Annotated in this window: 21 protein-coding genes; 13 read left to right on the top strand and 8 right to left on the bottom strand. The window is 61.8% G+C overall.

Annotation, left to right across the window (positions count from 1 at the left end; all coding sequences use genetic code 11):
• Positions 1-55: 55 nt before the first annotated feature.
• Positions 56-2,047, bottom strand: a complete 1,992-nt coding sequence (tkt, locus tag C2U40_RS04920) for a transketolase (RefSeq protein ID WP_103827008.1) — start codon at positions 2,045-2,047, stop codon at positions 56-58.
• A gap of 342 nt (positions 2,048-2,389) precedes the next feature.
• Here tkt and metK point away from each other — a divergent pair, with 342 nt between their 5' ends.
• The 5 genes from metK (at position 2,390) to gshB (ending at position 6,699) form a co-directional block, all read left to right on the top strand.
• The gene (gene metK / locus C2U40_RS04915; RefSeq protein ID WP_011706910.1) at positions 2,390-3,541 is read left to right on the top strand and encodes a methionine adenosyltransferase; all 1,152 of its coding nucleotides are present in this window, start codon (positions 2,390-2,392) and stop codon (positions 3,539-3,541) included.
• 69 nt (positions 3,542-3,610) lie between these two features.
• Complete coding sequence (locus tag C2U40_RS04910) at positions 3,611-4,144, top strand: SprT family zinc-dependent metalloprotease (protein ID WP_103827007.1); 534 nt, start codon at positions 3,611-3,613, stop codon at positions 4,142-4,144.
• Between the two features lie 77 nt (positions 4,145-4,221).
• On the top strand, positions 4,222-4,905 hold the full coding sequence (locus C2U40_RS04905) for an endonuclease (protein ID WP_181014708.1): 684 nt from the start codon (positions 4,222-4,224) through the stop codon (positions 4,903-4,905).
• 62 nt (positions 4,906-4,967) lie between these two features.
• Positions 4,968-5,699 carry a 16S rRNA (uracil(1498)-N(3))-methyltransferase gene (gene rsmE, locus C2U40_RS04900; protein ID WP_103827005.1) on the top strand — a complete coding sequence of 244 codons (732 nt, stop codon included), beginning with the start codon at positions 4,968-4,970 and terminating at the stop codon, positions 5,697-5,699.
• A 46-nt stretch (positions 5,700-5,745) separates the two neighbouring features.
• A complete protein-coding gene (gshB, locus tag C2U40_RS04895; RefSeq protein ID WP_103827004.1) occupies positions 5,746-6,699 on the top strand; it encodes a glutathione synthase in 954 nt (317 codons plus the stop codon).
• A gap of 94 nt (positions 6,700-6,793) precedes the next feature.
• On the opposite strand, the gene C2U40_RS04890 is transcribed toward gshB, so the two are convergent.
• Positions 6,794-8,419: a methyl-accepting chemotaxis protein gene (locus C2U40_RS04890; RefSeq protein ID WP_103827003.1), complete on the bottom strand. Its 1,626-nt coding sequence runs from the start codon at positions 8,417-8,419 to the stop codon at positions 6,794-6,796.
• A gap of 118 nt (positions 8,420-8,537) precedes the next feature.
• Between C2U40_RS04890 and C2U40_RS04885 the strand changes: the two genes are divergently transcribed.
• Complete coding sequence (locus C2U40_RS04885; RefSeq protein WP_016351591.1) at positions 8,538-9,092, top strand: YqgE/AlgH family protein; 555 nt, start codon at positions 8,538-8,540, stop codon at positions 9,090-9,092.
• 46 nt (positions 9,093-9,138) lie between these two features.
• Positions 9,139-9,561: a Holliday junction resolvase RuvX gene (gene ruvX / locus C2U40_RS04880; RefSeq protein ID WP_011706917.1), complete on the top strand. Its 423-nt coding sequence runs from the start codon at positions 9,139-9,141 to the stop codon at positions 9,559-9,561.
• A 47-nt stretch (positions 9,562-9,608) separates the two neighbouring features.
• On the opposite strand, the gene dtpB is transcribed toward ruvX, so the two are convergent.
• Entirely contained in the window at positions 9,609-11,114 is a 1,506-nt protein-coding gene (gene dtpB / locus C2U40_RS04875; RefSeq protein ID WP_016351593.1) for a dipeptide/tripeptide permease DtpB, read from the bottom strand.
• A 514-nt stretch (positions 11,115-11,628) separates the two neighbouring features.
• Positions 11,629-12,777 (bottom strand): FOX/MOX family class C beta-lactamase, encoded by a 1,149-nt coding sequence (ampC, locus tag C2U40_RS04870; RefSeq protein WP_103827002.1) that lies wholly within the window; start codon positions 12,775-12,777, stop codon positions 11,629-11,631.
• A gap of 190 nt (positions 12,778-12,967) precedes the next feature.
• Here ampC and C2U40_RS04865 point away from each other — a divergent pair, with 190 nt between their 5' ends.
• From C2U40_RS04865 to C2U40_RS04855, 3 genes are read left to right on the top strand one after another with little or no spacing between them, the layout of a single operon-like run.
• On the top strand, positions 12,968-13,888 hold the full coding sequence (locus C2U40_RS04865; RefSeq protein WP_103827001.1) for an AAA family ATPase: 921 nt from the start codon (positions 12,968-12,970) through the stop codon (positions 13,886-13,888).
• Positions 13,888-14,874 (top strand): DUF58 domain-containing protein, encoded by a 987-nt coding sequence (locus C2U40_RS04860; RefSeq protein WP_103827000.1) that lies wholly within the window; start codon positions 13,888-13,890, stop codon positions 14,872-14,874. The genes C2U40_RS04865 and C2U40_RS04860 overlap by 1 nt, the downstream gene beginning before the upstream one ends.
• Entirely contained in the window at positions 14,861-16,834 is a 1,974-nt protein-coding gene (locus C2U40_RS04855) for a transglutaminase TgpA family protein (RefSeq protein ID WP_103826999.1), read from the top strand. The genes C2U40_RS04860 and C2U40_RS04855 overlap by 14 nt, the downstream gene beginning before the upstream one ends.
• Positions 16,835-17,075: 241 nt before the next feature.
• On the opposite strand, the gene C2U40_RS04850 is transcribed toward C2U40_RS04855, so the two are convergent.
• Positions 17,076-18,518: an alanine/glycine:cation symporter family protein gene (locus C2U40_RS04850; RefSeq protein ID WP_011706925.1), complete on the bottom strand. Its 1,443-nt coding sequence runs from the start codon at positions 18,516-18,518 to the stop codon at positions 17,076-17,078.
• A 743-nt stretch (positions 18,519-19,261) separates the two neighbouring features.
• Here C2U40_RS04850 and tal point away from each other — a divergent pair.
• Positions 19,262-20,212 carry a transaldolase gene (gene tal / locus C2U40_RS04845; protein WP_016351598.1) on the top strand — a complete coding sequence of 317 codons (951 nt, stop codon included), beginning with the start codon at positions 19,262-19,264 and terminating at the stop codon, positions 20,210-20,212.
• A 160-nt stretch (positions 20,213-20,372) separates the two neighbouring features.
• Positions 20,373-20,555, top strand: a complete 183-nt coding sequence (locus C2U40_RS04840; RefSeq protein WP_016351599.1) for a DUF3545 family protein — start codon at positions 20,373-20,375, stop codon at positions 20,553-20,555.
• 51 nt (positions 20,556-20,606) lie between these two features.
• Here the strand turns inward: C2U40_RS04840 and C2U40_RS04835 are convergent, their stop codons facing one another.
• Both C2U40_RS04835 and ung read right to left on the bottom strand, forming a co-directional pair.
• Complete coding sequence (locus C2U40_RS04835; protein WP_103826998.1) at positions 20,607-21,155, bottom strand: hemerythrin domain-containing protein; 549 nt, start codon at positions 21,153-21,155, stop codon at positions 20,607-20,609.
• A 156-nt stretch (positions 21,156-21,311) separates the two neighbouring features.
• Complete coding sequence (ung, locus tag C2U40_RS04830) at positions 21,312-21,980, bottom strand: uracil-DNA glycosylase (RefSeq protein WP_103826997.1); 669 nt, start codon at positions 21,978-21,980, stop codon at positions 21,312-21,314.
• 846 nt (positions 21,981-22,826) lie between these two features.
• On the opposite strand from ung, the gene grcA reads away from it, so the two are divergent.
• Positions 22,827-23,207 carry an autonomous glycyl radical cofactor GrcA gene (gene grcA / locus C2U40_RS04825; protein ID WP_011706929.1) on the top strand — a complete coding sequence of 127 codons (381 nt, stop codon included), beginning with the start codon at positions 22,827-22,829 and terminating at the stop codon, positions 23,205-23,207.
• A gap of 130 nt (positions 23,208-23,337) precedes the next feature.
• Here grcA and C2U40_RS04820 read toward each other — a convergent pair whose 3' ends face one another.
• Positions 23,338-24,618: a dicarboxylate/amino acid:cation symporter gene (locus C2U40_RS04820; protein WP_076360330.1), complete on the bottom strand. Its 1,281-nt coding sequence runs from the start codon at positions 24,616-24,618 to the stop codon at positions 23,338-23,340.
• Positions 24,619-24,666: the final 48 nt, after the last annotated feature.

Genomic DNA, 24,666 nt, shown 5'->3' with positions numbered 1-24,666 from the left:
ATGGAGGGGCGTTTATTTTCCGGCTATTGGGCCAAAGTGGCCCAATGGTCAGCTATTACAGGGATTCAGCGGTCACAACCACATTTTCCACGGTAAAGCCGAATTCCTTGAACAGCAGCTCGGCCGGTGCGGACTCACCGAAGGTGGTCATACCGATGATCTTGCCGCCAAAGCCCACGTACTTGTACCAGTAGTCGGCGATGCCGGCTTCGATGGCCACACGCTTGGTGACGGAGGCCGGCAGGACGGACTCTTTGTACTCGGCAGACTGGGCGTCGAACACGTCGGTGGCCGGCATGGAGACCACGCGCACGGCACGGCCCTTGGCAGTCAGCTGCTCATAGGCGGCAACGGCCAGTTCCACTTCGGAACCGGTGGCGATCAGGATCAGCTCAGGCTTGCCGGCACAATCCTTCAGCACGTAACCACCCTTGGCGGTATCGGCCAGTTGCTGGGCGCTGCGGTCCATCTGGGCCAGGTTCTGACGAGAGAAGATCAGCGCAGTCGGGCCGTCGGTACGCTCGATGGCGTGCTTCCAGGCGATGGCGGATTCAACCTGGTCACACGGACGCCAGGTGCTCATGTTCGGGGTCAGACGCAGGGAAGCGATCTGCTCGACCGGCTGGTGAGTCGGGCCATCTTCACCCAGACCGATGGAGTCGTGGGTGTAAACGAAGATGGCGCGCTGCTTCATCAGGGCGGCCATGCGCAGGGCGTTGCGGGCGTATTCCATGAACATCAGGAAGGTGGCGCCGTAGGGGATGAAACCACCGTGCAGGGCGATACCGTTCATGATGGCGGACATGCCGAACTCGCGTACACCATAGTGGATGTAGTTGCCGGAGGCATCGTCGTTAGTCAGGGACTTGGAACCGGACCACATGGTCAGATTGGACGGCGCCAGGTCGGCAGAACCACCCATGAACTCCGGCAGCAGCTTGCCGAAGGCTTCCAGTGAGTTCTGGGAGGCTTTGCGGGTCGCAATCTTGGCCGGGTTGGCTTGCAGGGTTTCGATGATCTTGGCGGATTCAGCAGCCCAGTTGGCCGGCAGTTCGCCAGCGGTACGGCGCTTGAATTCGGCAGCCAGGGTCGGGTGAGCGGCTTCATAGGCGGCAAACTTGGCAGCCCAGTCGGCTTCCAGCTTGGCGCCCTTCTCCTGACCGTTCCACTCGGCAGCGATGTCTGACGGGATAACGAACGGCGCGTGGTCCCACTTCAGGAAGGCACGGGCAGCGGCGATCTCGTCGTTGCCGAGCGGTGAACCGTGGCAATCGTGGGAACCGGACTTGTTCGGGGAACCGTAACCGATGATGGTGCGGCAGCAAATCAGGGTCGGCTTGCCGGTCTCGGCCTTGGCGGCTTCGATGGCAGCGTTGATCGCTTCCGGGCTGTGGCCGTCAACGGCGGCAATCACGTGCCAGCCGTAGGCTTCGAAGCGCTTGACGGTGTCGTCGGTGAACCAGCCTTCCACGTGACCGTCGATGGAGATGCCGTTGTCATCCCAGAACGCGATCAGTTTGCCCAGTTGCAGGGTACCGGCCAGGGAGCAGGCTTCGTGGGAGATACCTTCCATCAGGCAGCCGTCGCCCATGAAGGCGTAGGTGTAGTGGTCAACGATGTCGTGACCCGGCTGATTGAACTGCTCGGCCATGGCCTTCTCGGCGATCGCCATGCCGACGGCATTGGTGATGCCCTGACCCAGCGGACCGGTAGTGGTTTCAACGCCCGGCGCGTAACCGTACTCCGGGTGACCCGGGGTGCGAGAGTGCAGCTGGCGGAAGTTTTTCAGATCGTCGATGGAGAGGTCATAACCGGAGAGGTGCAGCAGGGAGTACAGCAGCATGGAGCCGTGGCCGTTGGAGAGAATGAAACGGTCGCGGTCGGCCCACTTGGGGTTGTTCGGGTTATGTTTGAGGTGGCTGCGCCACAACACTTCGGCGATATCCGCCATTCCCATGGGGGCGCCCGGGTGACCGGAGTTGGCTTTTTGAACGGCATCCATACTCAATGCGCGAATGGCATTGGCAAGCTCTTTACGAGAAGGCATCTGTATCTCCTGCGATTGCTTCATTTGATGGCCAAGATTAAGGCGCGTTATTGTCCCAGCAGGGGGCGCGGCGTGCAAATATTATCTGGGCGAATAAAGTGGCTTTGGGAGCTCAATCGCTTTTCTTGACAGGGCAAACGATTGAGCCGTAACCGCTTTACACCCCAAATGGGGTAAAGCGCGGATCTTGTTCGGCCAGGGGGCGGTAAAACCAAAATAGTGCTGGCAATCGAGGGGGGCGCTAACTAAAATGGACGTCCAGATGTAGATACCTCTACAATCATCCTATCATCACCCGGTTATTGCTGCGGCGATAACCCCAGACAAGCTGAGAATCCCATCATGGCAAAGCTGTTTACTTCCGAGTCGGTCTCCGAAGGCCATCCCGACAAGATTGCGGACCAGATCTCCGATGCGGTCCTGGACGCCATCCTCAAGCAAGACACCAAGGCCCGTGTCGCCTGCGAGACCCTGGTCAAGACCGGCATGGTCATGGTGGCCGGTGAAGTAACCACCACCGCCTGGGTAGACATCGAGCAGATCGTGCGCGACACCGTGCGCGACATCGGCTACACCCACTCCGACATGGGCTTCGACGCCGACTCCTGCGCCGTGCTGAACGCCATCGGCAAGCAGTCCCCGGACATCAACCAGGGCGTTGACCGCAGCGATCCGCTGGAACAGGGCGCGGGCGACCAGGGCCTGATGTTCGGCTACGCCACCAACGAAACCGACGTGCTGATGCCGGCCCCCATCACCTACTCTCACCTGCTGGTGAAGCGTCAGGCTGAAGTGCGCAAGAACGGCACCCTGCCGTGGCTGCGTCCGGATGCCAAGAGCCAGCTGACCTTCGCCTACGACGACGCCGGCAAGATCATCGGTGTGGATGCCGTGGTGCTGTCTACCCAGCACGCCGAATCCATCAGCCACAAGGATCTGGTGGAAGCGGTGCGCGAAGAGATCATCAAGCCGGTACTGCCGGCCGAGTGGGTCAACAAGGACACCAAATACTTCATCAACCCGACCGGCCGTTTCGTCATCGGCGGCCCGATGGGTGACTGCGGTCTGACCGGTCGCAAGATCATCGTCGACACCTACGGCGGTATGGCCCGTCACGGTGGTGGCGCCTTCTCCGGCAAGGATCCGTCCAAGGTTGACCGCTCCGCTGCCTACGCCGCCCGCTACGTGGCCAAGAACATCGTCGCCGCCGGTCTGGCCGATCGCTGTGAAATCCAGATCTCCTACGCCATCGGCGTGGCCGAGCCGACCTCCATCAGCGTCGAAACCTTCGGCACTGCCAAGGTTGCCGAGGATCTGCTGGTCAAGCTGGTACGCGAGCACTTCGAACTGCGTCCGTACGGCCTGATCCAGATGCTGGATCTGAAGCGCCCGATCTACCAGGCCACTGCCGCCTACGGTCACTTCGGTCGCAACGAGTTCCCGTGGGAGCAGACCGACAAGGCCGAACTGCTGCGTTCCGCCGCCGGTCTGTAAGCGTCACGCTTGTGGTATAAAGGGGAGCCTGGCTCCCCTTTTGCTTGTCCGCCATTTGCCGAGAACCCGATGTCCGTCACCGCCACCCGCCTCGATCCCGCCCTGCACCAGCAGTTGCTCGCCCGTGTCGACGCCTGTTTTGTGCAGGCCGAAGCACGCCTTGGCCGCCCCTTTCCCCGCCCGCAAGTTCATTGCAATATGCGCGGTCGGGCGGCGGGATCGGCGCGGCTGCAAACCTGGGAGCTGCGCTTCAACCCGGCCCTCTACCAGGCCAACCAGCAGGCGTTTCTGGCCGAGGTGGTGCCCCACGAGGTGGCCCACCTGCTGGTCTATGCCCTGTGGGGCGAAGGGCGCGGCAGATCGCGGGTGCTGCCCCACGGCCGCCAGTGGCAATCGGTGATGCGGGAGGTGTTCGGCCTTGAGCCCAGCACCACCCACAGCTTCGATCTGGCGGTACTGGCCCAGCGCACCATCCCCTATCGCTGCCTCTGCCAGCAGCATCAGCTGTCGGTGCGCCGCCACAACAAGGTGGTGCGCGGCGAGGCCCGCTACCACTGCCGTCGCTGCAAGCAGCCGCTGGAGCGGGTTGGCTCGTCGCAGTAAGCCAGCCGGTGTCGCGTCCCTGTGCTAGGGTGCCTCTCTGCTTTTTTCCGCCAACCATCTCATTGCCAAGGATCACCATGTTTCGTCCCCTGCTCTCTCTCGCCCTGACCCTGCTGGTCAGTCTGCCCCTGCATGCCCAGACTTTTCGCGCCGCCAAACAGGATCTGAACCGCCTCTATCAGGATCACCCGGTCACCTTCTATTGCGGCTGCAAGATTGACTATCAGGGCAAGAAAATGAGCCCGGATCTGACCAGCTGCGGCTATGAGCCGCGCAAGCAGCCCAAGCGCGCCGCCCGCATCGAGTGGGAGCACGTGGTGCCGGCCTGGGAGTTCGGCCACCAGCTCAAGTGCTGGCAGCAGGGTGGTCGCAAGAATTGCGGCAAGAGCGACGAGTTCAACCAGATGGAGGGGGACATGCACAACCTCTTCCCCGCCATCGGCGAGGTGAACGGTGATCGGGCCAACTTCCGCTTCTCCGACTGGAACGGCACCCCGGATCAGTACGGCCAGTGCCGGATGCTGGTGGACTTCAAAAATCGCCAGGTGCAGCCGCCCAAGGGGCCGGTACGCGGCCAAATTGCCCGCGCCTACCTCTACATGAGCCAGCAGTATGGGCTGCGTCTGGCGGCGCAACAGCGTAAACTGTTCGAAGCCTGGGACAGGCAGTACCCGGCCGACGGCTGGGAGTGCGAGCGCAACCGCCGCATCGGCAAGCTGCAGGGCAATACCAACCCCTTTATTGAAAAGCAGTGCCGATAACCCCATCTATGAGCACAAGGGATTTAAACCCCTCTTCTTGAACCAGAGACTGACACTGAGCCATGCGCATTCCACGTATCTATGAACCGGCCGCCCTGCAGGTGGGCCAGACCCTCGCCCTGTCGGAAGACGGTGCCAACCACATCGGCCGGGTGCTGCGCATGCAGCCGGGTCAGCAGCTCGAGCTGTTCAACGGCGACGGCAACCAGTACCCCGCCACCATCGCCAATGTGGGCAAGAAGTCGGTGGAAGTGACCATCGACAGCTGCGACACCCGCTCGGTGGAATCCCCGCTGGCCATCCACCTCGGTCAGGTGATCAGCCGTGGCGACAAGATGGACTTCACCATCCAGAAATCGGTGGAGCTGGGCGTCACCTGCATTACCCCGCTCTTCTCCGAGCGCTGCGGCGTCAAGCTGCCGGCCGATCGGCTGGAGAAAAAACGCGAGCAGTGGCAGAAGGTGGTGATCAGCGCCTGCGAGCAGTGCGGCCGCAATACCGTGCCCGAGGTGCGCATGCCGATGGAGCTCGACGCCTGGCTGGCGGAAGAGACTCAGGAACTCAAGCTCAACCTGCACCCGCGCGCCCCTTACAGCATCAACACCCTGCCCATCCCTGAGCACGGCGTGCGCCTGCTGATCGGCCCGGAAGGGGGCTTGTCGAGCGACGAGATCGACCGTACCGTGCAGGAAGATTTCAAAGAGATGCTGCTGGGGCCGCGGGTGCTGCGCACCGAAACCGCCGCCCTGACGGCGATTACTGCGCTGCAGTGTCGATTCGGCGATCTGGCCTAACTCCCGGAGCCTGCCAAGGCGGGCTCCTCTACAGAAGGAACAGCGGATGACCATTAAACTCGGCATCGTGATGGACCCCATCTCGGCCATCAACATCAAGAAGGACTCCAGCTTCGCCATGCTCGAAGAGGCGCAAAAGCGCGGCTACGAGCTGTTCTATCTGGAGATGAAAGACCTCTACATGGAGGCCGGTCGCGCCTTCGGTACCATGCGTCCGCTTACCGTCAAGTATGACTATGCCGACTGGTACAGCCTGGGCGAGGTGGTGGATCAGCCGCTCTCCAGCCTGGACGTGATCCTGATGCGCAAGGATCCCCCGTTCGACACCGAGTTCATCTACGCCACCTACATGCTGGAGCGGGCCGAAGATGAGGGTTGCCTCATCGTCAACAAGCCCCAGAGCCTGCGCGACGCCAACGAGAAGCTCTACACCGCCTGGTTTGCCGAGCACACCCCGACCACGCTGGTGACCCGCCGTGCCGACAAGCTGCGCGCCTTCCACGCGAAGCACAAAGACGTCATCCTCAAGCCGCTGGACGGCATGGGCGGCGCCTCCATCTTCCGCATGAAGGAGGATGACGCCAACGTCGGCGTCATCATCGAGACCCTCACCGACCACGGCAGCCAGTACTGCATGGCGCAGACCTATCTGCCCGCCATCAAGGATGGCGACAAGCGGGTGCTGGTGGTGGACGGTGAGCCGGTGCCCTACTGTCTGGCCCGCATCCCGGCGCAAGGGGAGACCCGTGGCAACCTGGCGGCCGGCGGCCGTGGCGAGGCGCGCCCCTTGAGCGAGGCGGACTGGGCCATCGCCCGCGCGGTGGGCCCGACGCTGAAAGAGAAGGGGCTCATCTTCGTCGGCCTCGACATCATCGGCGATCGGCTGACCGAGATTAACGTCACCAGCCCGACCTGCATCCGCGAGATTGAAGCGGCCTTCGACGTGCACATCACCGGCATGCTGATGGATGCCATCGAGCGTCGTCTGGCCAAGGCTTGAGCGGCCCCAACCACGACTACAAGCGATAAACAACAGAGGCGGCCCCGGGGCCGCCTCTTTTCTATCCTGTTTTTTCTATCCAGCCTCTGCCCCGTCAGCAGCGGAACTGCCCCACCTTCACCTTGAGTTCGCTGGAGAGCTGTTCCAGCTCGTGGCAGCTCTGGTTCAACTGGGAGGCAGCCTCCGTCGACTCGCTGGCGATGTGGGCGATATTGACCACGTTGCGGCTGATATCCTCGGCCACCTTGCTCTGCTCCTCCGCCGCCGTGGCGATGTGGGTATTCATTTCGTTGATCACGTTGACCGAGCTGACAATCTCGCCGAGCGCCTGACCGCAGGCCAGCACGGTGCGGTTGGACTGCTCCACCTGATCCAGTCCCAGCTCCATGCTGGACGCCGCCTGGGTGGCCCCCTGCTGCAACTTGACGATGGTCTTGCCGATCTCCTCGGTGGAGCGCTGAGTACGCTGGGCCAGGGTGCGCACCTCGTCGGCCACCACCGCAAACCCCCGGCCCTGATCACCGGCCCGTGCCGCCTCGATGGCGGCGTTGAGCGCCAGCAGGTTGGTCTGCTCGGCGATGCCGCGAATGGCATCCATCACGCTGCTGATATTGCGGCTGTCATCGGCCAGCTGGGTGATCATGGCGGCGGTGTTCTGGATCTGGGACGACAACCCGGACATGCACTGGATGGCGTCCGCCACTATCTGGTGACCGTGACGGGCACTCCCGTCGGCATGGTGCGCCGCATCGGCAGCGTTGTTGGAGCTGTTGGCCACTTCCGCCACGGTCGCGCTCATCTGGTTCATGGCCGTCGCGGTCTGATCGGTCTCGGCCTGCTGCTGGGCGAAGCGCTGGCGGCTCTCGACGCCGATATGGGCCAGCTGGGCCGACTCTCTGGCGAGCTGCTCCGCCATGCCGTTGATCTGGGTGATGAGCTCGCGAAAATGGCAGATCACGTCGTTGAGGGAGTGGGCCAACCCGCCCATCTCGTCCTTGCGCAGCACCGGTGCCAGCTTGCTCAGATCGAGATCCGTCTGCATGCCGCGCAAGATCCCGCCCATGGCAGCCAGGGGCTGGCTGACGCTGCGCCCGGCCCATACCCCGAAGAACAGGATGCAGGCGCCGCCGACCACCAGCAGCAAGATAAACAGCCGGTTGAGCTGCACCCTGAGCCCGTTGAGCTCGGTCATGTTCTTCTCGGCCTCCTTCAGCTGATACTCCACCAGGGCGCTGCTCCCGTCGCTGACCGGGTCGATCACTCGATAGAGCGGCATGATATGGGCGGCCAGCTGGCCCTGATTGCTCCCCTGCATGTCGGCCAGGATCTGCATCACCGCCTCAATCTCCTGGTCTGCCGCCGCAAACAGCCCCTGCATCTGGTCGGCTTCCCGCTGCTCCGCCTGGCTCATCGGCTGACTGCGGTAGCCCTGCCAGATGCGCTTGATATCCTGCTGGGCGGCGCTCATGTCCGCGCGCGATCTGGCGGGGTCAAAGCCCCCCACATTGGCCTTGTTGGCCGCATCGATCACCTTGACCGCATAGAGATCGGCGATCTGCTTGAGCTCCTTGAGCTGCACCACCTCCCCCTGATACATGCTGTTCATGCCAGCCATCAGCTGTGACATCGCCTGGACAGCCCCGATCACCAGCAGCACCAGTGCCAGCAGGGGTACCACACAACCCAGGATCAACTTCTGTCTGATCGAAATCCCTTCCATGGTGTTATCTCCATCCTGACTGCGGCGGGGAACCGGCCCGCAAGCGGTAAAAAGCGGTTTTTCCCGCCCCGGCTAACTGCCATAATTGACCCAAATACCTTTGCAATATTTGGCCCATATGCAAACACTGCAAAATCACTTCCTGCTCGCCATGCCGAGCCTCTCCGATCCCTATTTCGAGCGTTCGCTGGTCTACCTGTGCGAACACAGCGAAGAGGGTGCCATGGGGCTGGTGGTCAACATCCCGGTGGACATGTCGCTGGATGCCATGTTGACCCAGCTCAAACTGGCGCCCCCTCCCAGCCCCGAGCTCAAACAGCCGGTGTTGCAGGGAGGGCCGGTGCACGCCGACCGTGGCTTCGTGCTGCACAGCTTCCGACCGGGCTTCAACTCCACCCTGCAGGTGGGAGACGAGCTCATGGTCACCACTTCCAAGGATATATTGGAAACCCTGGGCACCGAGGAGGCCCCCGCCCACTGGCTGGTGGCGCTCGGGTATGCCGGCTGGAGCGCCGGCCAGCTGGAACAGGAGCTGGTCGACGGTGCCTGGCTGGTGATACCGCCCAATCCGGATCTGGTGTTCAAGACCCCGATCCATCAGCGCTGGCAGCAGGCCGCCGCCAGCATAGGGGTCAACCCCATCCATCTATCCAGCGACATCGGCCACAGCTGATGCCGTTTGCCACGCATTTTGCGAGGCATTTTGAGGAATCAATGCAATGTCATCACGCAGTATCATGGGCTTTGACTACGGCACCAAAAGCATAGGGGTGGCCATCGGTCAGGAGCTTACCGGCACGGCCCAGCCCCTGCGCGCCATCAAGGCCAACGACGGCATCCCCAACTGGGACGACATCGACAAGCTGCTCAAGGAGTGGCAACCGGATCTGCTGGTGGTCGGCCTGCCGCTCAACATGGACGGCACCGAGCAGGAGATCACGGTGCGGGCCCGCAAATTCGGCAACCGGCTGCACGGCCGCTTCGGCAAGCAGGTGGAGTTCAAGGACGAGCGGCTCACCACCACGGATGCGCGGGCGCGTCTGTTCGAGCGGGGGGGCTATCGAGCGCTGGAGAAAGGCAGCGTGGACGGAGTCTCCGCCCAGCTGATCCTGGAAGCCTGGATGGAAGAGCAGTACGGTTGACAGCCGGGGGAGAGGCAGGTTAATCCCGCCCCTCCCCCATGCCTGCATCAGGCCTTGGCCCGTTGCGAGAGCAGATCCTCCCCTTCTTCACCCTGACCGGCATGCATCATGCGGTTGAGCCAGGGCACCATCAGTGCCATCACCACCGCCACCAGCAGGGTCACCAGCCCAATCTTGCCAAACACGTCCGTGTAGATGGGCAGGGTCTGCAGCGGATCGGTCACCCCTTGCGGCACGGCGGTAAAGGTCGCCACATAACCTCCCAGCAAAGAGGCCATCGCCTGGGTCAGGAACCACATTCCGAGGATGAAGCCCATCAGCCGCTGCGGCACCAATGCCGCCACCATGGCCAGCCCCAGGGCGCTGATCATCAGCTCTCCCAGACTCTGGAACAGATAAATGAGCACCATGAACCAGGGCGAGGTGAGCCCCTGAGCATCGGCAAACCAGATGCCGGAAGCCGCCGCGGTGAGAAAGCCGAGAGAGCAGAACAGCATGCCTAGAGTGAACTTGAGGGGCATGGTGAGATCCCGCCCCTTGCTGCCCAGCCGGGTATAGATCATTGCCAGCACCGGGCTGCCTACCACCACCCAGAAGGGGTTGAGCGCCTGGAAGCTGATGGGGTTGACGCTCATCCCCAGCATTTCGTGATGCATGTTGTTGATGGCAAAGAAGTTGAGCGAGGTCGGCATCTGGGCGTAGAGCACGTAGAACACCACGGCTTCCAGCATCAGCACGAAGGCCACGTACATCTTGTTGCGGGCCACCGCATCGAGCTTGAAGGCCTCGCGAAAGAAGAAGATCACCACGGCCAGGGTCACCGTCATCAGCACCATGTTGGCGATCACCACGTGGTGCATCAGCCAAGCGCAGAAGAAGACCAGCGCCACCGATCCCAGCAAGACCAGCAGCAGCTTGCCGTAATCGAGCGGCAGATGGTCGGGCTCGGAGCCGATGTCCCTGACCATGTGACGACAGGCGAAGAAGGTCAGCAGCGCGATGACCAGGCCCACCCCGCACAGGTTGTAGGTCACCGTATAGCCATAGTGATCGGCGATGACCGGCGCCAGCGACAGCGAGATGAGCGAGCCGATGTTGATCGACATGTAGAACAGGGTGAAGGCCCCATCCAGCCGGGGATCGCCACGCTCATAGCACTTGGCGAGCAGGCTGGCGGGGTTGGCCTTGAACAGGCAGTTGCCGACGGCGATGGTGCCCAGTGCATAGAAGATGAGGTCGGGATTGTAGATGGACATGCCGGTCATGAAATAGCCGATGACCAGCACGATGGCCCCCAGCACCATGGTGCGCTTGGTGCCCAGCACATGGTCGCCCACATAGCCGCCCACCGAGATGAGGCCATATACCAGCGCCGAGAAGGCACCGAAGGTGATGAACGACTGCTCCTGTGAAAATCCCAGTTGCTGGACGAAGAACACCGCCAGGATCCCCTGGACGCCGTAATAACCGAAGCGCTCCCAGAGTTCGACGAAGAAGATCATGAAAAAGGGTTTGGGTTGTTGCAACAACCCGGTCGGGGCCGATGGACGCATGCTAACCTACCTGTCTTGGTGTTTTTTATTGGTGTGATATGGGGCCGCCGCACGGATAAGTGTGCGCGGGCACCTCTGTCTGTGGTGATCACCACTGTGCTCGCAGCGGCGGATGGTCAGCTGGCAGGGCTGGGAATAAGCCGGATGGCTCCTGACACGATAAGGTGGGGATCGGGCGGCTTCATGCCCGGCACAATATTCCGCAGGCGTTTGGCAACGGGCTGGCAGCCGTTTGCACCCGTCATCGTACACCGGACACTCTCGCGACAATTGTAAAAGCCGAAAAATCGACAGATGGCATGATAAGACACTACTATTAACGCAAACCAATAGCCGATCACACTTCACTTGTTGCAATATGTGAAGTTTTCTAATGAAACCACATTAGTTTTATTGGTGCAAACGGATCTGTTTTTCCCGCTGCCAACCCTCTATGCATAAAAAAACGCCGGACTGGCCGGCGTTTTTCAATATGGTGTTGGCGACCCGTGGGCCGTCCGCCAAGTGTGGCGGATCAGGGGGCCAGCTGGCTCAAAATGGCATGGGCCGCGCTGATCCTGGCTTCGTTGGGGTAATTGCGGTTGGCCAGCATGACGACACCGATCCCTTTGGCGGGCACGAAGGCCACATAGGCACCAAAGCCGTTGGTCGAGCCGGTCTTGTTGTAGAGTCGCGCCCCCCCCGTCTCTTGGGACGCGGCAACAGGTTTGACCGGGTTGGCATTGTAAATCACCGCCGAGGAGTTGCCCGCCAGCAGCGTCTGCTCGCTGACGGGATAGGCGTAACTCTCCCAGCCCAGTCCCTGGGTCATCTCGCCGACCGAGTAGCGCCCTTGGTGGGTCAGGGAGATGGCCTGCTGCAACGCCTTGTCATCAACCCCGCTGATACTGGCCTTCACGAACGCGAGCAGATCCGCCGAGCTGGTCTTGATGCCGTAGGCCTCGTCGGCCAGCATGCCGGGATTGACCCTGATGGGCTTGTCCTCTTTCGAATAGCCATAGGCATAACTCGCCATGGCCTGCTTCGGCACCTCGAGATAGGTGTGATGCAAGCCGAGCCCGGGCAGCAGGGTCTGCGCCATCAACTGGGCAAACGGCTGCTGCAGGCTGCTCGCCGCCAGATAGCCGAACAAGCCGATGCTGGGGTTGGAGTACTGACGATGGCTGCCCGGCTGATAGGCCGGCGTCCACTGGCGATAATAAGCCTGCATCTGCTCGACCGATTCCACCTCGTCGGGGAATTGCAGCGGCAGCCCGCCGGCACTGTAGGTGGCGAGCTCGGCCATGGTGATGCCATCGAAGGCAGAGCCCTTGAGCCAGGGTGCGTGCCGGCTCACCTTGTCATCCAGCCCAATGCCCCCCTTGACCACGGCGTAGGCGCCGAGGGTGGCGGTATAGGTCTTGCTGACCGAACCAATCTCGAACAGGGTCTGCTCGTTGACCTTCTTCCCGGCCGCCATATCGGCCAGCCCATAGTTGAAGTAGTGGGCCTGCCCCCCCTTCAGCACGGCGACCGCCATGCCCGGGATCCTGTGCTGCTTGAGCATGGGGCGGATGGCATCATCCACCACAGCGTTCAGCGGATCGACGGGGGCCGCCAGGGAAAGCGGGGCAAGCAGCAGGGTGCCGAGGGCCAGCAGTGGCAGGGATCTGGTCTGTTTCATGGCAAGAATCTCAGTATGTTCAGGAGCTGTCAGCCTACCCGGCCTGCGTGTGCCAAGTATGAGCCAGGGTGAAGTCTGTGTGAAGTCGCCAGCCAAATCATCCAGATTCAATGAGTTATCCATGACTTGCCCCTCTTGCCCGGCAACGGGCGTATAAGCTGTAGAAGCGGCATCACACAAGGAGGCGCACGTGCAGACACAACCACAGATAACCCGGCTGCTGACGGCACTGGAGCTGGTGATCCTCGGCAAGCCGTTGCAACTCAAGATAGCGCTGGTGACCCTGCTGGCCCGCGGCCACCTGCTGATCGAGGATCTGCCTGGCATGGGCAAGACCACCCTGGCCCATGCCCTGGCGCAAGTGCTGGGGCTCGACTGCCGGCGGGTGCAGTTCACCGCCGATCTGCTGCCGGCCGACCTGCTGGGGCTGCAGATCTTTGACCCCCACCAGCAGCAGTTTCGCTTTCATCCTGGCCCCGTCTTCGCCCAGATGCTGCTGGCGGACGAGATCAACCGCGCCAGCCCCAAGGTGCAGAGCGCCCTGCTGGAGGCCATGGCAGAGGGCAAGGTCAGCATAGAGGGAGAGAGCCACCCACTGCCCTCCCCCTTCTTCGTCATCGCCACCCAGAACCCGGCGGATCAGGCGGGCACCTATCCCCTGCCGGAATCCCAGCTCGATCGCTTCGCGGTGCGCCTCTCCCTCGGTTTTCCCACGCAAGAAGCAGAGCGTCGACTGCTGCGCGGGGCCAGCCAGAGCGCCCCCCTCAAGCGCCAGCTGAGCGCCACCGAGCTGGCCGCCCTGCAGGCCGAGGCGGCGCAGATCCACCTCTCCGATGCCAGCCTCGACTACCTGCTGGCGCTGGTGCAGCAGAGCCGCTTCGACGCCGACCTGCCGCAACCGCTCTCGCCCCGCGCCGCCCAGACCCTGCTGGCGGTGAGCCGGGCCTGGGCGCTGGTGGCGGGCCGCCGCTTCGTCAGCGTGGAGGATGTGCAGGCGGTCTTCCCCTACGTGGCCGAGCACAGGCTCAGGGGCAGCTTCGGGGTACAGCGCGGCGAAGCCTGCCCGCTGAGCCAGCGCCTGCTGGCCCGGGTCGATCCGGATCGCCCTTGATGAACTGGCGCCAGCGCAGGGCCAGGTGGCAACAAGGCTGGTTGGCCCGGCGCATCCCGCCAGCCCGCCAGATCACCCTGCAGGGGCGCTGCCTGTTCATCCTGCCCACCCGGCTCGGCCTCTGGTATCTGCTGGTGATGCTGGCCATCTATCTGCTCGGCACCAACTACCAGAACAACCTGGTGTTGCTGGTGGCCTACGGCCTCGGCAGCCTGTTCATGGTCACCATGTGGCTCACCCACCGCAACCTGCTGGGGCTGTCTCTGCTGGGGGGGCCCGCCGTGCTGGGAGAGGCGGGCAGCCCCCTGCCCATGCCCATCACGGTGCGCAGCGAACGGCCGCTGCAGGCACTGCAATTCTCCCTCAATGAAGGGCGGCTCTGGCTGGCGCAGGTGGATGTGGTGCCGCAACCCCTGCTCCTGCCGGTGCTGGGCCCCCGGCGCGGACGCCTGCCGCTGGAGAGGCTGCGGGTGGAGAGCCGCTACCCCCTCGGCCTGTTTCGCTGCTGGACGCTGCTTGACCTGCAGTTGGAGGGCTGGCTCGCGCCGGCCCCCGAGTATGGTCCCCTGCGCGGGGAGGCCGCGACCGATGCGGCGGGCAACCGGGAACAGCCCACTCCGGCCTCGATGGGGGACTTCGACATGCTGCGGGCCCACCAGAGCGGGGAGCCGTTGAGCCGGGTCGCCTGGAAGCAGCTCGCCCAGGGACGCGGCCTGCTGGTAAAGCAGTTCTGCGAGCCGGGGCAGGATGATACCCACCTCAGCCTGCAGCGGGTCGGCGGCCGGGATCTGGAGCAGCGGCTGGCGGTACTCGCCTGGTGGTGTGATGACTACGCCAAGCGGGGCATTCCCTTCAGCCTGACGCTGGCGGGCCAGACGCTCGGGCCGGAAAGCGGGGCCGCCTTTTTGCCGCGCTGCCGGCTGGCGCTGGCCCGCGTCGATGCCGTGGCGTCGCCGCAGGAGACCGACCTCGATGCTGCTCGATAACCGGCGCCTGCTGCCGCTGCTCGCCCTGCTGCAACTGCTGCTGATCCCGGCTCTCTGGCCCCAGCTGCAACTCTGGGTGATGGCCGTTTCACTGCTCACCCTGGGTGTGCGGGCCATGATGCTGTGGCGGGGCTGGCGCCCGCCGCCCGCCGCCGCGCTGGCACTGCTGGCCATGCTGGGCGTGGCGCTGCTTGGCTGGCAGTGGCGCCAGCTCGGCACCCTGCCGGCCCTCATCAACCTGCTCTGGCTCGGCTACGGCCTCAAGCTCATCGAGGTCCGGCGAGAGCGGGATGTGGAGCAGGTGCTGCTGCTCGCCTTCTTTCTCGTCGCGCTGGCGCTGGTGCAACGGCAAAGCATGGGGTGGGCCCTGGCGATGACGGGGGCACTCTGGCTCGCGGTCACCACCTTGCTGGCGGCGGTACAGCCCCTCGGCCAGCGCCTGTGGCGCCGGGCCGGGCTCATCCTGCTGCTGGCCATCCCCCTGCTGCTCACCCTGTTTCTGCTGCTGCCAAGGCTGGCGCCACTGTGGCAGATGCCGAGCAGCAGCCGCGCCCTCTCCGGCCTCTCGGAGGAGGTGGCCCCCGGCGACATCAGCGAGCTGGTCAACTCCTCCGAGCTGGCCTTTCGCATCACCTTCGCCGCCGCGCCGCCCCCGCCAGGGGAGCGCTACTTCCCGCTGATGCGCCAGGAGCTGTTCGATGGCCGGCGCTGGTTGCTCAGCGAGCAGGTGCGCCGCTGGCAACAATCCCAATCCGTGCAGATGCTGCCGGCGGCCACCCCGGCGACCCCGCTGCCGGCCGGCAGCTATCAGGTGATCGCCGAGCCCCAGCGCCTGCGCTGGACCCTGGCCCTGGCCAACCCCGAGGTGTTGAGCGGCCCGGTCACCTTGAGCCCCCTCGCCACCCTCTATCGCCAGGATCGGGGGGATGGCCGCGTCAGCTACCGGGTCAGCACGGCCACCATGGCGCCACCTGCCGATGACGCTGCCCGTCACCTCAACCTGCAGTTGCCCGCCGGTGGCAACCCCAAGGCCAGGGCCCACGCCCTGGCGCTCAAGGCTCGCCATCCGACGCCGGAGGCGCTGGCCGCCGCCCTGCTGGGCGAGTTTCGCCAGGGCGACTTCTACTACACCCTGCAGCCGCCGCGGCTGGGACAAGACGGGGTGGATGACTTTCTGTTCGAGAGCCGGCGCGGCTTTTGCGGTCACTACGCCACGGCCACCGCCTTCGTGCTGCGGGCGGCCGGCATCCCGGCCCGGCTGGTGACCGGCTACCTCGGCGGCGAGTGGAATCCGAGGGGCAACTATCTGGAGGTGCATCAGTTCGATGCCCACGCCTGGGTAGAGTATCTGGATGAGCAGAACCGCTGGCAGCGGCTCGATCCCACCGCCGCAGTGGCCCCCCAGCGCATCGAGGGGGGCATGCCGGCAGCCCTTGGCGGCGAGTTCGCCGCCGCTGACCTGCTCTCTTTGCAGCGCTATCGTAATTGGGCCCTGCTCAACCAGTTGCGCTGGTGGGGGGCCAATCTCGACTACCAATGGACCCGCTGGGTGCTCAACTATGATGCCGCCAGCCTGTGGCAGCAGCTGGGACAACGCTGGCCGGTGCTGGCCGGCCATACCCACTGGCTGATCCTGGCCACCGTGCTGGGGGTGGCCAGCCTGGTGGGTGGCCTGCTGATCTGGCGCGGCCCGACTCCACTGCCCCTGCGGCTATGGCAACCCCTGCGCCGGCGCGCCGCCCGCCATGGCTGGCAGCCCTTGGCGGGGGAGAGCCTGGCCAGCTGGTGCGAGCGCCTCGCCGACCTCAGACCCTCTCTCGCGCGGCCGCTGCAACAGGGCGCCTGGCTCTACCGGCGCTGGCGTTATGCCCCCTTGTCGGCGGCGCAGCGCCACCGTACCTTTCGCCAGCTGCGACAGCGGTTACGCCAGATCTGCCGGCGCTGGGATGCCCACAGCTGACGGCAATGCAGCGTCAACACACCTTGCACAAGGTACGGCGACGGTTGCGCCAGATCTGCCAGCGCTGGGATGCCCGTCACTGACGGCGGTGCAGTGTCAACCCACCTTGCACAAGGTGCGGCGACGACTACGCCAAATCTGCCGGCGCTGGGATGCCAACCACTGACGGTGGTGAAACAACACCCAAACGAAAGGGGAGCCAGTGGCTCCCCTTGTTGTCAGACAACGGCGACTGCGAGGCTTATGCCTGCTTGCTGTTTTGCGCCGGATTGTCCCAGATCCCCTCTTCCAGCTGGCTGCGGATCTCGGGGTACTTGTTGGCGTCGAAGGTGGGCACCTTGCCCAGCTTGAGCTGGTCGTTGTAGTCCCGCGCCAGCTTGATGGCCACCCCGGAGAGCAGCAGAATCGCCACCAGGTTGACGATGGCCATCAGCCCCATGGAGACATCCGCCATGGCCCACACGGTCGGCAGCTCGCCCACCGAGCCGAACATCACCATGCCCAGCACGAACATCCGAAACAGCATCAGACCGCCCTTGTGGTTGTGCTCGAGGAACACCAGGTTGGTCTCGGCGTAGGAGTAGTTCGCCACGATGGAGGTGAAGGCGAAGAAGAAGATGGCCGCCGCGATGAAGATGTTGCCACCGCCACCGATCTGGGAGGAGAGCGCCCTTTGGGTCAGCTCCACCCCGGTGATGCCGGAGCCCGGTTCAAACTGGCCGGACATCAGGATGATGGCGGCAGTACAGGTACAGATGACGATGGTATCGAGGAACACCCCCAGCATCTGCACATAGCCCTGGGAGGCCGGGTGCGGCGGATAGGGCGTCGCGGTTGCGGCGGCGTTGGGAGCGGAGCCCATACCGGCTTCGTTGGAGAAGAGACCGCGCTTGATGCCGTTGATCATCGCCTGGGAGATGGCGTAGCCCAGCGCACCGGAGCCGGCCTGCTCAAGACCGAAGGCGGACTTGATGATGAGGCTGAACACCCCCGGCAGCTCGCTGATGTTCATGGCCACCACGAACAGCGCCATCAGGATATAGGCCAGCGCCATGAAGGGCACGACCAGCTCGGCGAAACGGGCAATGCCGCGAATGCCGCCGAAGATGATGAGACCGGAGAGCACCACCAGCGCCAAACCGCTGACCCAGTCGGGGATGCCGAAGGCCACGTTCATCGCCAGGCTGATGGAGTTGGCTTGTACCGCGTTGAACACCAGACCGAACGCCAGGATCAGGCAGAGCGAGAACAACACCCCCATCCAGCGCATGCCGAGCCCCTTCTCCATGTAGTAGGCGGGGCCGCCACGGTAGTTGCCGTCCTCATCCTTGACCTTGTAGAGCTGGGCCAGGGTGCTCTCGACGAAGGCGGTCGCCATGCCGATGAAAGCGATCAGCCACATCCAGAAGATGGCACCCGGGCCACCCAGATAGATGGCCACCGCCACCCCGGCCAGATTGCCGGTACCCACGCGGGCGGCAAGGCTGGTACAGAGGGCCTGGAAGGAGGAGATGCCGGCGTTGTCTGATTTGCGGCTGTTGCGCAAGACGGAGAACATGTGGCCGAAGTGGCGGATCTGGATAAAACCCAGGCGGAAGGTGAAGAAGATGCCGACGCCGATGAGCAGGTAGATGAGCACGGCTCCCCACATCAGGTCGTTAATCATTGCGATCAAGGTGTCCATATTTCTCTCGTTGTTATCACATCCATGGTCAGTCTGCGCTGACCCCTTGCTGTCTGTTTCTGAATTTGCGGTTCACTAAAGGGGCGGAATCTAGCATAGCGAGGGAGTTCAGAATAGTGATCGGGATCACTGCGGAAACAAAAAACGAGCGATCCAGTGCATTAAAGCTTCATTTAACTCGCAAAATTTCAACAAAACTGAGAATCCAATCAATCAGCCGACAAATTAGACCCAAAAGAGCACTTTTTGGCAATTATCTACATAGAGGTAGAGCAAGCAGAGAAGGGGGCAAACCATTACGCAAGCGTTTACCCATCCGGGCTGTCAAAACCCTCTTGTTTCGCCAAACGTTTTACACGTAATAAAATTTCAAGAGGCTGATCGGACAATTTGTGTGATCGATGCCACAAAACCGATAATCAACCAAAAAAGTTGTTTTTGGCAGCCGCTAAATCCACTCCGGCAAAAAGGATAAAAATCGTTTTTTATCAAACACTTTTAGCCACTCTTTCCCACTGCGGCCAGGGAGTGGCTGATAAGCATACAGCCCCCCCTATTGCAGGATGGGCCACATCCGTATTAATTAGGCAGGCAATGACGATGGGGCACACCCATCGCGCTTTTCTGAGCCTGAGTCGCCGGGATTTTGTAATTTTATTTCAGAACTGTCGTCTCACGCCCGCCACCCCCGAGCCAGCACCCTTTGCAAGAGAGTGCGCCCTCATAAAGAGATGATATTTGCCATGGCCGATAAATTAACCCAGCTGAAAGCCCTGACCACAGTTGTCGCCGACACCGGTGATATCGAAGCCATCAAGCGCTACCAGCCCATCGATGCCACCACCAACCCCTCTCTGGTGTTGAAGGCATCCGAGATCCCCGAATACGCGGCGCTGATCGAAGACGCCATCAACTGGGCCAAAGCCCAGAGCCAGGACAAGGCACAGCAAATCATCGACGCGGGCGACAAGCTGGCGGTCAACATCGGCCTGGAAGTGCTGAAAATCGTCCCGGGCCGCATCTCCACCGAAGTGGATGCCCGTCTCTCCTTCGATACCCAGGCCAGCATCGCCAAGGCCCGCAAACTGATCCGTCTCTACAACGAAGCCGGTATCAGCAACGATCGCATCCTGATCAAGCTGGCTTCCACCTGGGAAGGCATCCGTGCCGCCGAGGTGCTGGAGAAAGAGGGTATCCAGTGCAACCTGACCCTGCTGTTCTCCTTCGCCCAGGCCCGTGCCTGTGCCGAAGCCGGCGCCTTCCTGATCTCCCCGTTCGTCGGTCGCATCCTCGACTGGTACAAGGCCAAGCACAACCGTGACTACACCGCCAGCGAAGATCCGGGCGTGGTTTCCGTCACCTCCATCTACGACTACTACAAGCAGCACGACTACCCGACCGTGGTCATGGGCGCCAGCTTCCGCAACACCGGCGAGATCCTGGAACTGGCCGGCTGCGACCGTCTGACCATTGGCCCGGCCCTGCTGGAAGAGCTGAGCAAGACCGAAGGCGCCGTGGTTCGCAAGCTGAACTACACCGGCGAGCGCAAAGCCAAACCGGCTCCGATGACCGAAGCCGAATTCCGCTGGGAACTGAACCAGGACGCCATGGCCCACGAGAAGCTGGGCGAAGGCATCCGCATGTTTGCCATCGACCAGGGCAAGCTGGAAACCATGCTGGCCAGCCGCCTCTGATGAGAGCCGTCATGAGCCGATGAAAACCGGGTTCCCGCAAGGGAACCCGGTTTTTTTATGGGCGCCGGACCCTTGTCATGTGTTCGTCACGAAAACGTTTTATTTTCAATGCCGTTATGTTATACGGATGGTGAAAACGAGAATAACCAAGGAGGGAGCCATGGAAATGTTCAACTTCGAATATGACGATGTAGTTGAGCTCGGTTCACGTAGCCGCGGGACAACGGGAAAGAAACGTAAATGGCGTGAGATTGAGGCGTTGAAAGACAAGCACCGCCTGCAGAAGGAGCTGCAATCCATCGACATCGCCTACGAAGGTCTCTCAGACGAGATCGAACTGTAAAAACAAGGCCCCGGTTAACCGGGGCCTTGTTTTTTTAAGAGAGTGTCCCCCTCAGGAAGAGAGCGGGAGCGACAGGCGCTTGGCCAGAGCCTGAAAGTGCTGGCTGATCTCGGGCCCGAACAGCGGATCCCCGATGGCGCGGTTCTGCCAGATCTGTTCGAGGTGACGCCAGTCATCCTCGGTCAGCGAATCGCGCAGATGGGGGAAGATGACCCCCTCCTCGTAGTTCATGTGCGCCTCCTGCAGTGCCACGAACTGCTCCAGCTTGACGGTAAACTGATCGAGCGGGATCACCGCATCCATCAGGATCATCTCCACCATCTCCTTGAGTTCGGCACCGGCTTCCAGCAACTTGGCATGCTCCGCCTGCAGCCGGTTGGCGACGTCCCCCTCCACTACCCGGTACTTGAGGTAGTAGTCATAAATGATGTCTTCCTTCGGATGGTGATACTTGTCCGACACCTCCCTCAGGTAATCCACCACATCGCGGATCAGGAAATAGCTGACCCGCTGTTCGTCGCGAATGGCGGCGAGCTTGTGTTTGAGCAGATCCAGCAACCTGGCGATGTTGAGATGGTCCTTGTGCAGACTGGCTAGCATGGGCACTCCTTGCGCTGAAATGAGACGATCCTGTTTCGAGTATACGGTCATTTATCGCGCCAACTTTGCACTCAATCAAGTCATCTGCAGACAAAACAGCGGGTAACACATAATGCCGCCCCCTGTTCATGCCCCCGCTCGTCAGCCACCGGCCCCTCACTCGCAGACCGAGTGCCAGTTGATGGGGCTCATCCCCTGCTGGCTCAGCAGCCGGTTGGTTTCGGAGAAGTGGCCGCAGCCGATGAAACCGCGATGAGCAGAGAGCGGGCTGGGATGCGGCGCGCTCAGCACGTGATGCCGCTGCCTGTCGATGAAGCGACCCTTTTTCTGGGCATGGGCCCCCCACAGCAGGAAGACCACTCCCTGACAGCTGGCATTGATCTGCTCGATGACCCGGTCGGTGAAGGTCTCCCAGCCCAGATGTGCATGGGAGTGGGCCTGACCCGCCTGGACCGTCAGCACGGTATTGAGCAGCAGCACCCCCTGTTTGGCCCAGGACTCCAGAAAGCCGTGATTGGGTGTGACAAAACCCGGTAGATCCCGCTGCATCTCCTTGTAGATGTTGACCAGCGAGGGCGGCGTGCGCACCCCGGGCAATACCGAGAAGCAGAGGCCGTGTGCCTGATTGGGGCCGTGATAGGGATCCTGACCCAGGATCACCACCTTGACCTGATCCAGCTCGGTCAGCTTGAAGGCATTGAACACGTCGGTCGCCGGCGGATAGATCACCTTGCCCGCCTCCCGCTCACACCTGACGGTCGCCAGGGTCGCCTTGAAATAGTCCTGCTCCTTCTCGGAGCCAATCACATCAGTCCAGGTCTGCACCCCAATCTCCTCATTGAATCTGTCCGGATGGACGCCCTGTTACCCCGTGCAGGGTCACACCGCCTGATGCGGGTCGGCGCGCCACCATCCTCGATGAATACGGCGAGTTTTGCGGCATGCGGCTTGGCCCATGCCGGGCCATGCGAGCCAGCACGCCGCCATCCTCGCTAAATGCGGCAGGACATGGTGCTGGGCCCAGTGCTGGCGTCACCATGCCCTCATTAATGCGGCAAGGGGCTCAGGATAGGGGGCCAGCCCCCGGGACGCAACCTTGGCACCCTCTTCCGAGTCCCCTCGCCCCCGAATGGCAACTGCATGGCAACGGTATGACAACCTCCCGCTCACCCAGCTCTCCCTGCCACTGTGGGCTGCGGGGTCACCTTGACCGTGGCAATCGGCGGCTCGGCTAAGACAGCCTTATGCCAAGGCAACCTTATATAGATGTCTGAGCAGCAGAGGGAGGGCAAACCTGGCCCCGTTACCTTCACCACAGGCTTGGCCCCGATGCCCCCACTGAGAAGATGAGGTCGGCTCATGCATGACACAAACCTTAAAACATGTAGTTAAATTACTAGATTTAATTAATGGAAGATGCATAATTCAGATATCTTACATAATCGGAAAAATGACCTCTTTTTGATTAATCTCAATAATTTAATCCCTTCAACCTCGCGCAAACCGCGCATTTTTTGATTTAGATCAATTTTCGTAATATTACCATCGTGGTATATATGACCCAACAAAGTAAAGGTGTAAGGCAAGGGCCCTTTAAATCATCCCGGTGGTTTAAATACATCAGGGTAATTTCCTTACAGTTGAATCCGCTTTCCTATGAGGAGTCATACCATGATCAAGGGCATCCAAATCACCCAGTCTGCCAACGCCGCTCTGCTGAACTCGTTCTGGCTGCTGGACGAAGAGAAGCAACAGGCTCGTTGCATCTGCGCCAAAGGCGACACCTTCGCCGCCGATCAGGAAGTCAGCGTCTCTGACCTGGGCCAGTTCGAATACCGTGAACTGCCGGTACAAGCCGAGCCGGCCGTCGAAGGTGGCCAGCACCTGAACGTCAACGTCCTGCGTCGCGAGACCCTGGAAGACGCCATCGCCAACCCGGAAAAGTACCCCCAGCTGACCATCCGTGTCTCCGGCTACGCCGTGCGCTTCAACGCACTGACCCCTGAACAGCAGCGTGACGTGGTGACCCGTACCTTCACCCAGAGCCTGTAAATCGCTCTGCACCAACCGGTATCATGAAAAACGGCCCAAACTGGCCGTTTTTTTATGGCTTGAATTCACCCACCCGCGCTCGCAGCCCTTGCTCGACAGGCTGTCAGCGCACGGTGCTGGCATCGGCGGCTCAATGCTGATCCAGCTTGATGGCTTGCGGCGGGTTGCTCAGCGCCTCATGCATCTGCTGCTCATCGAGCTGATCGCAGTAACGGGCCACCACCAGGGTTGCCACCCCGTTGCCGATGAGATTGGTCAGGGCGCGGGCCTCCGACATGAAGCGATCGATGCCGAGGATCAACGCCAGCCCGGCCAACGGCAGGTGGCCCACCGCCGAGATGGTGGCCGCCAGCACGATGAAGCCACTGCCGGTCACCCCGGCGGCGCCCTTCGAGGAGATGAGCAGCACCACCAGCAGGGTGATCTGCTGGAACAGATCGAGCGGGGTGTTGGTGGCCTGGGCGATGAAGATGGCCGCCATGGTCAGATAGATGGAGGTGCCGTCCAGATTGAAGGAGTAACCGGTCGGGATCACCAGCCCCACCACCGACTTCTTGCAGCCGAGCGCCTCCATCTTCACCAGCATGCGCGGCAATACGGATTCAGAAGAGGAAGTTCCCAGCACGATCAGCAGCTCTTCCCGGATATAGGAAATAAAGCGCAGGATACTGAAGCCATTCGCTCTGGCAATACTGCCCAGCACCAGGAAAATAAACAGCAGGCAGGTCATGTAGAAGCAGGCAATTAATTGTCCGAGCTGAACCAGCGAGCCGATACCATATTTTCCGATGGTAAAGGCCATCGCACCAAATGCTCCAACCGGTGCCAGCCGCATGATCATGTTGATGATCCCGAAAATAACCTGGGAGAAGCTGTCAATGACATTGAATATCACTTTTCCCTTCTCGCCGATATGGTGCAGGGAGAAGCCAAACAGCACCGCAAATAACAGCACTTGCAGAATATTGCCGCTGGCGAAGGCGCCGATCACGCTGCCCGGGATCACGTCCAGCAGGAAGGGGATGATGCCCTGTGCCTTGGCCTGCTCGGCGTAGGCGGAGATGGCGCTGGCGTCCAGCGTGGCGGGGTCGACGTTCATGCCCGCCCCCGGTTGCAGCAGGTTGACCACGCACAGCCCGATGATGAGGGCGATGGTGCTGACCACTTCAAAATAGAGCAGCGCGATGGCGCCGGTTTTGCCCACCGCTTTCATGCTCTCCATGCCGGCAATACCGGTCACCACGGTGCAGAATATAACCGGGGCGATGATCATTTTGATTAATTTAACGAAACCATCCCCCAGCGGTTTCATGTCCGCACCGAGGTCGGGATATATATGTCCCAGAATGACCCCGAGGGTGATCGCTAACAACACCTGAAAGTACAGGCTGCTGACTATTTTTTTCTGCATTCTTAACGTCCTGTCAATTTAATGAGATGTGTCATGGCAGAAATACGC

Source organism: Aeromonas sp. ASNIH4 (assembly GCF_002934425.1).
Lineage (GTDB): Bacteria > Pseudomonadota > Gammaproteobacteria > Enterobacterales > Aeromonadaceae > Aeromonas > Aeromonas hydrophila.
This window is presented reverse-complemented; position numbering and strand designations above follow the sequence as displayed.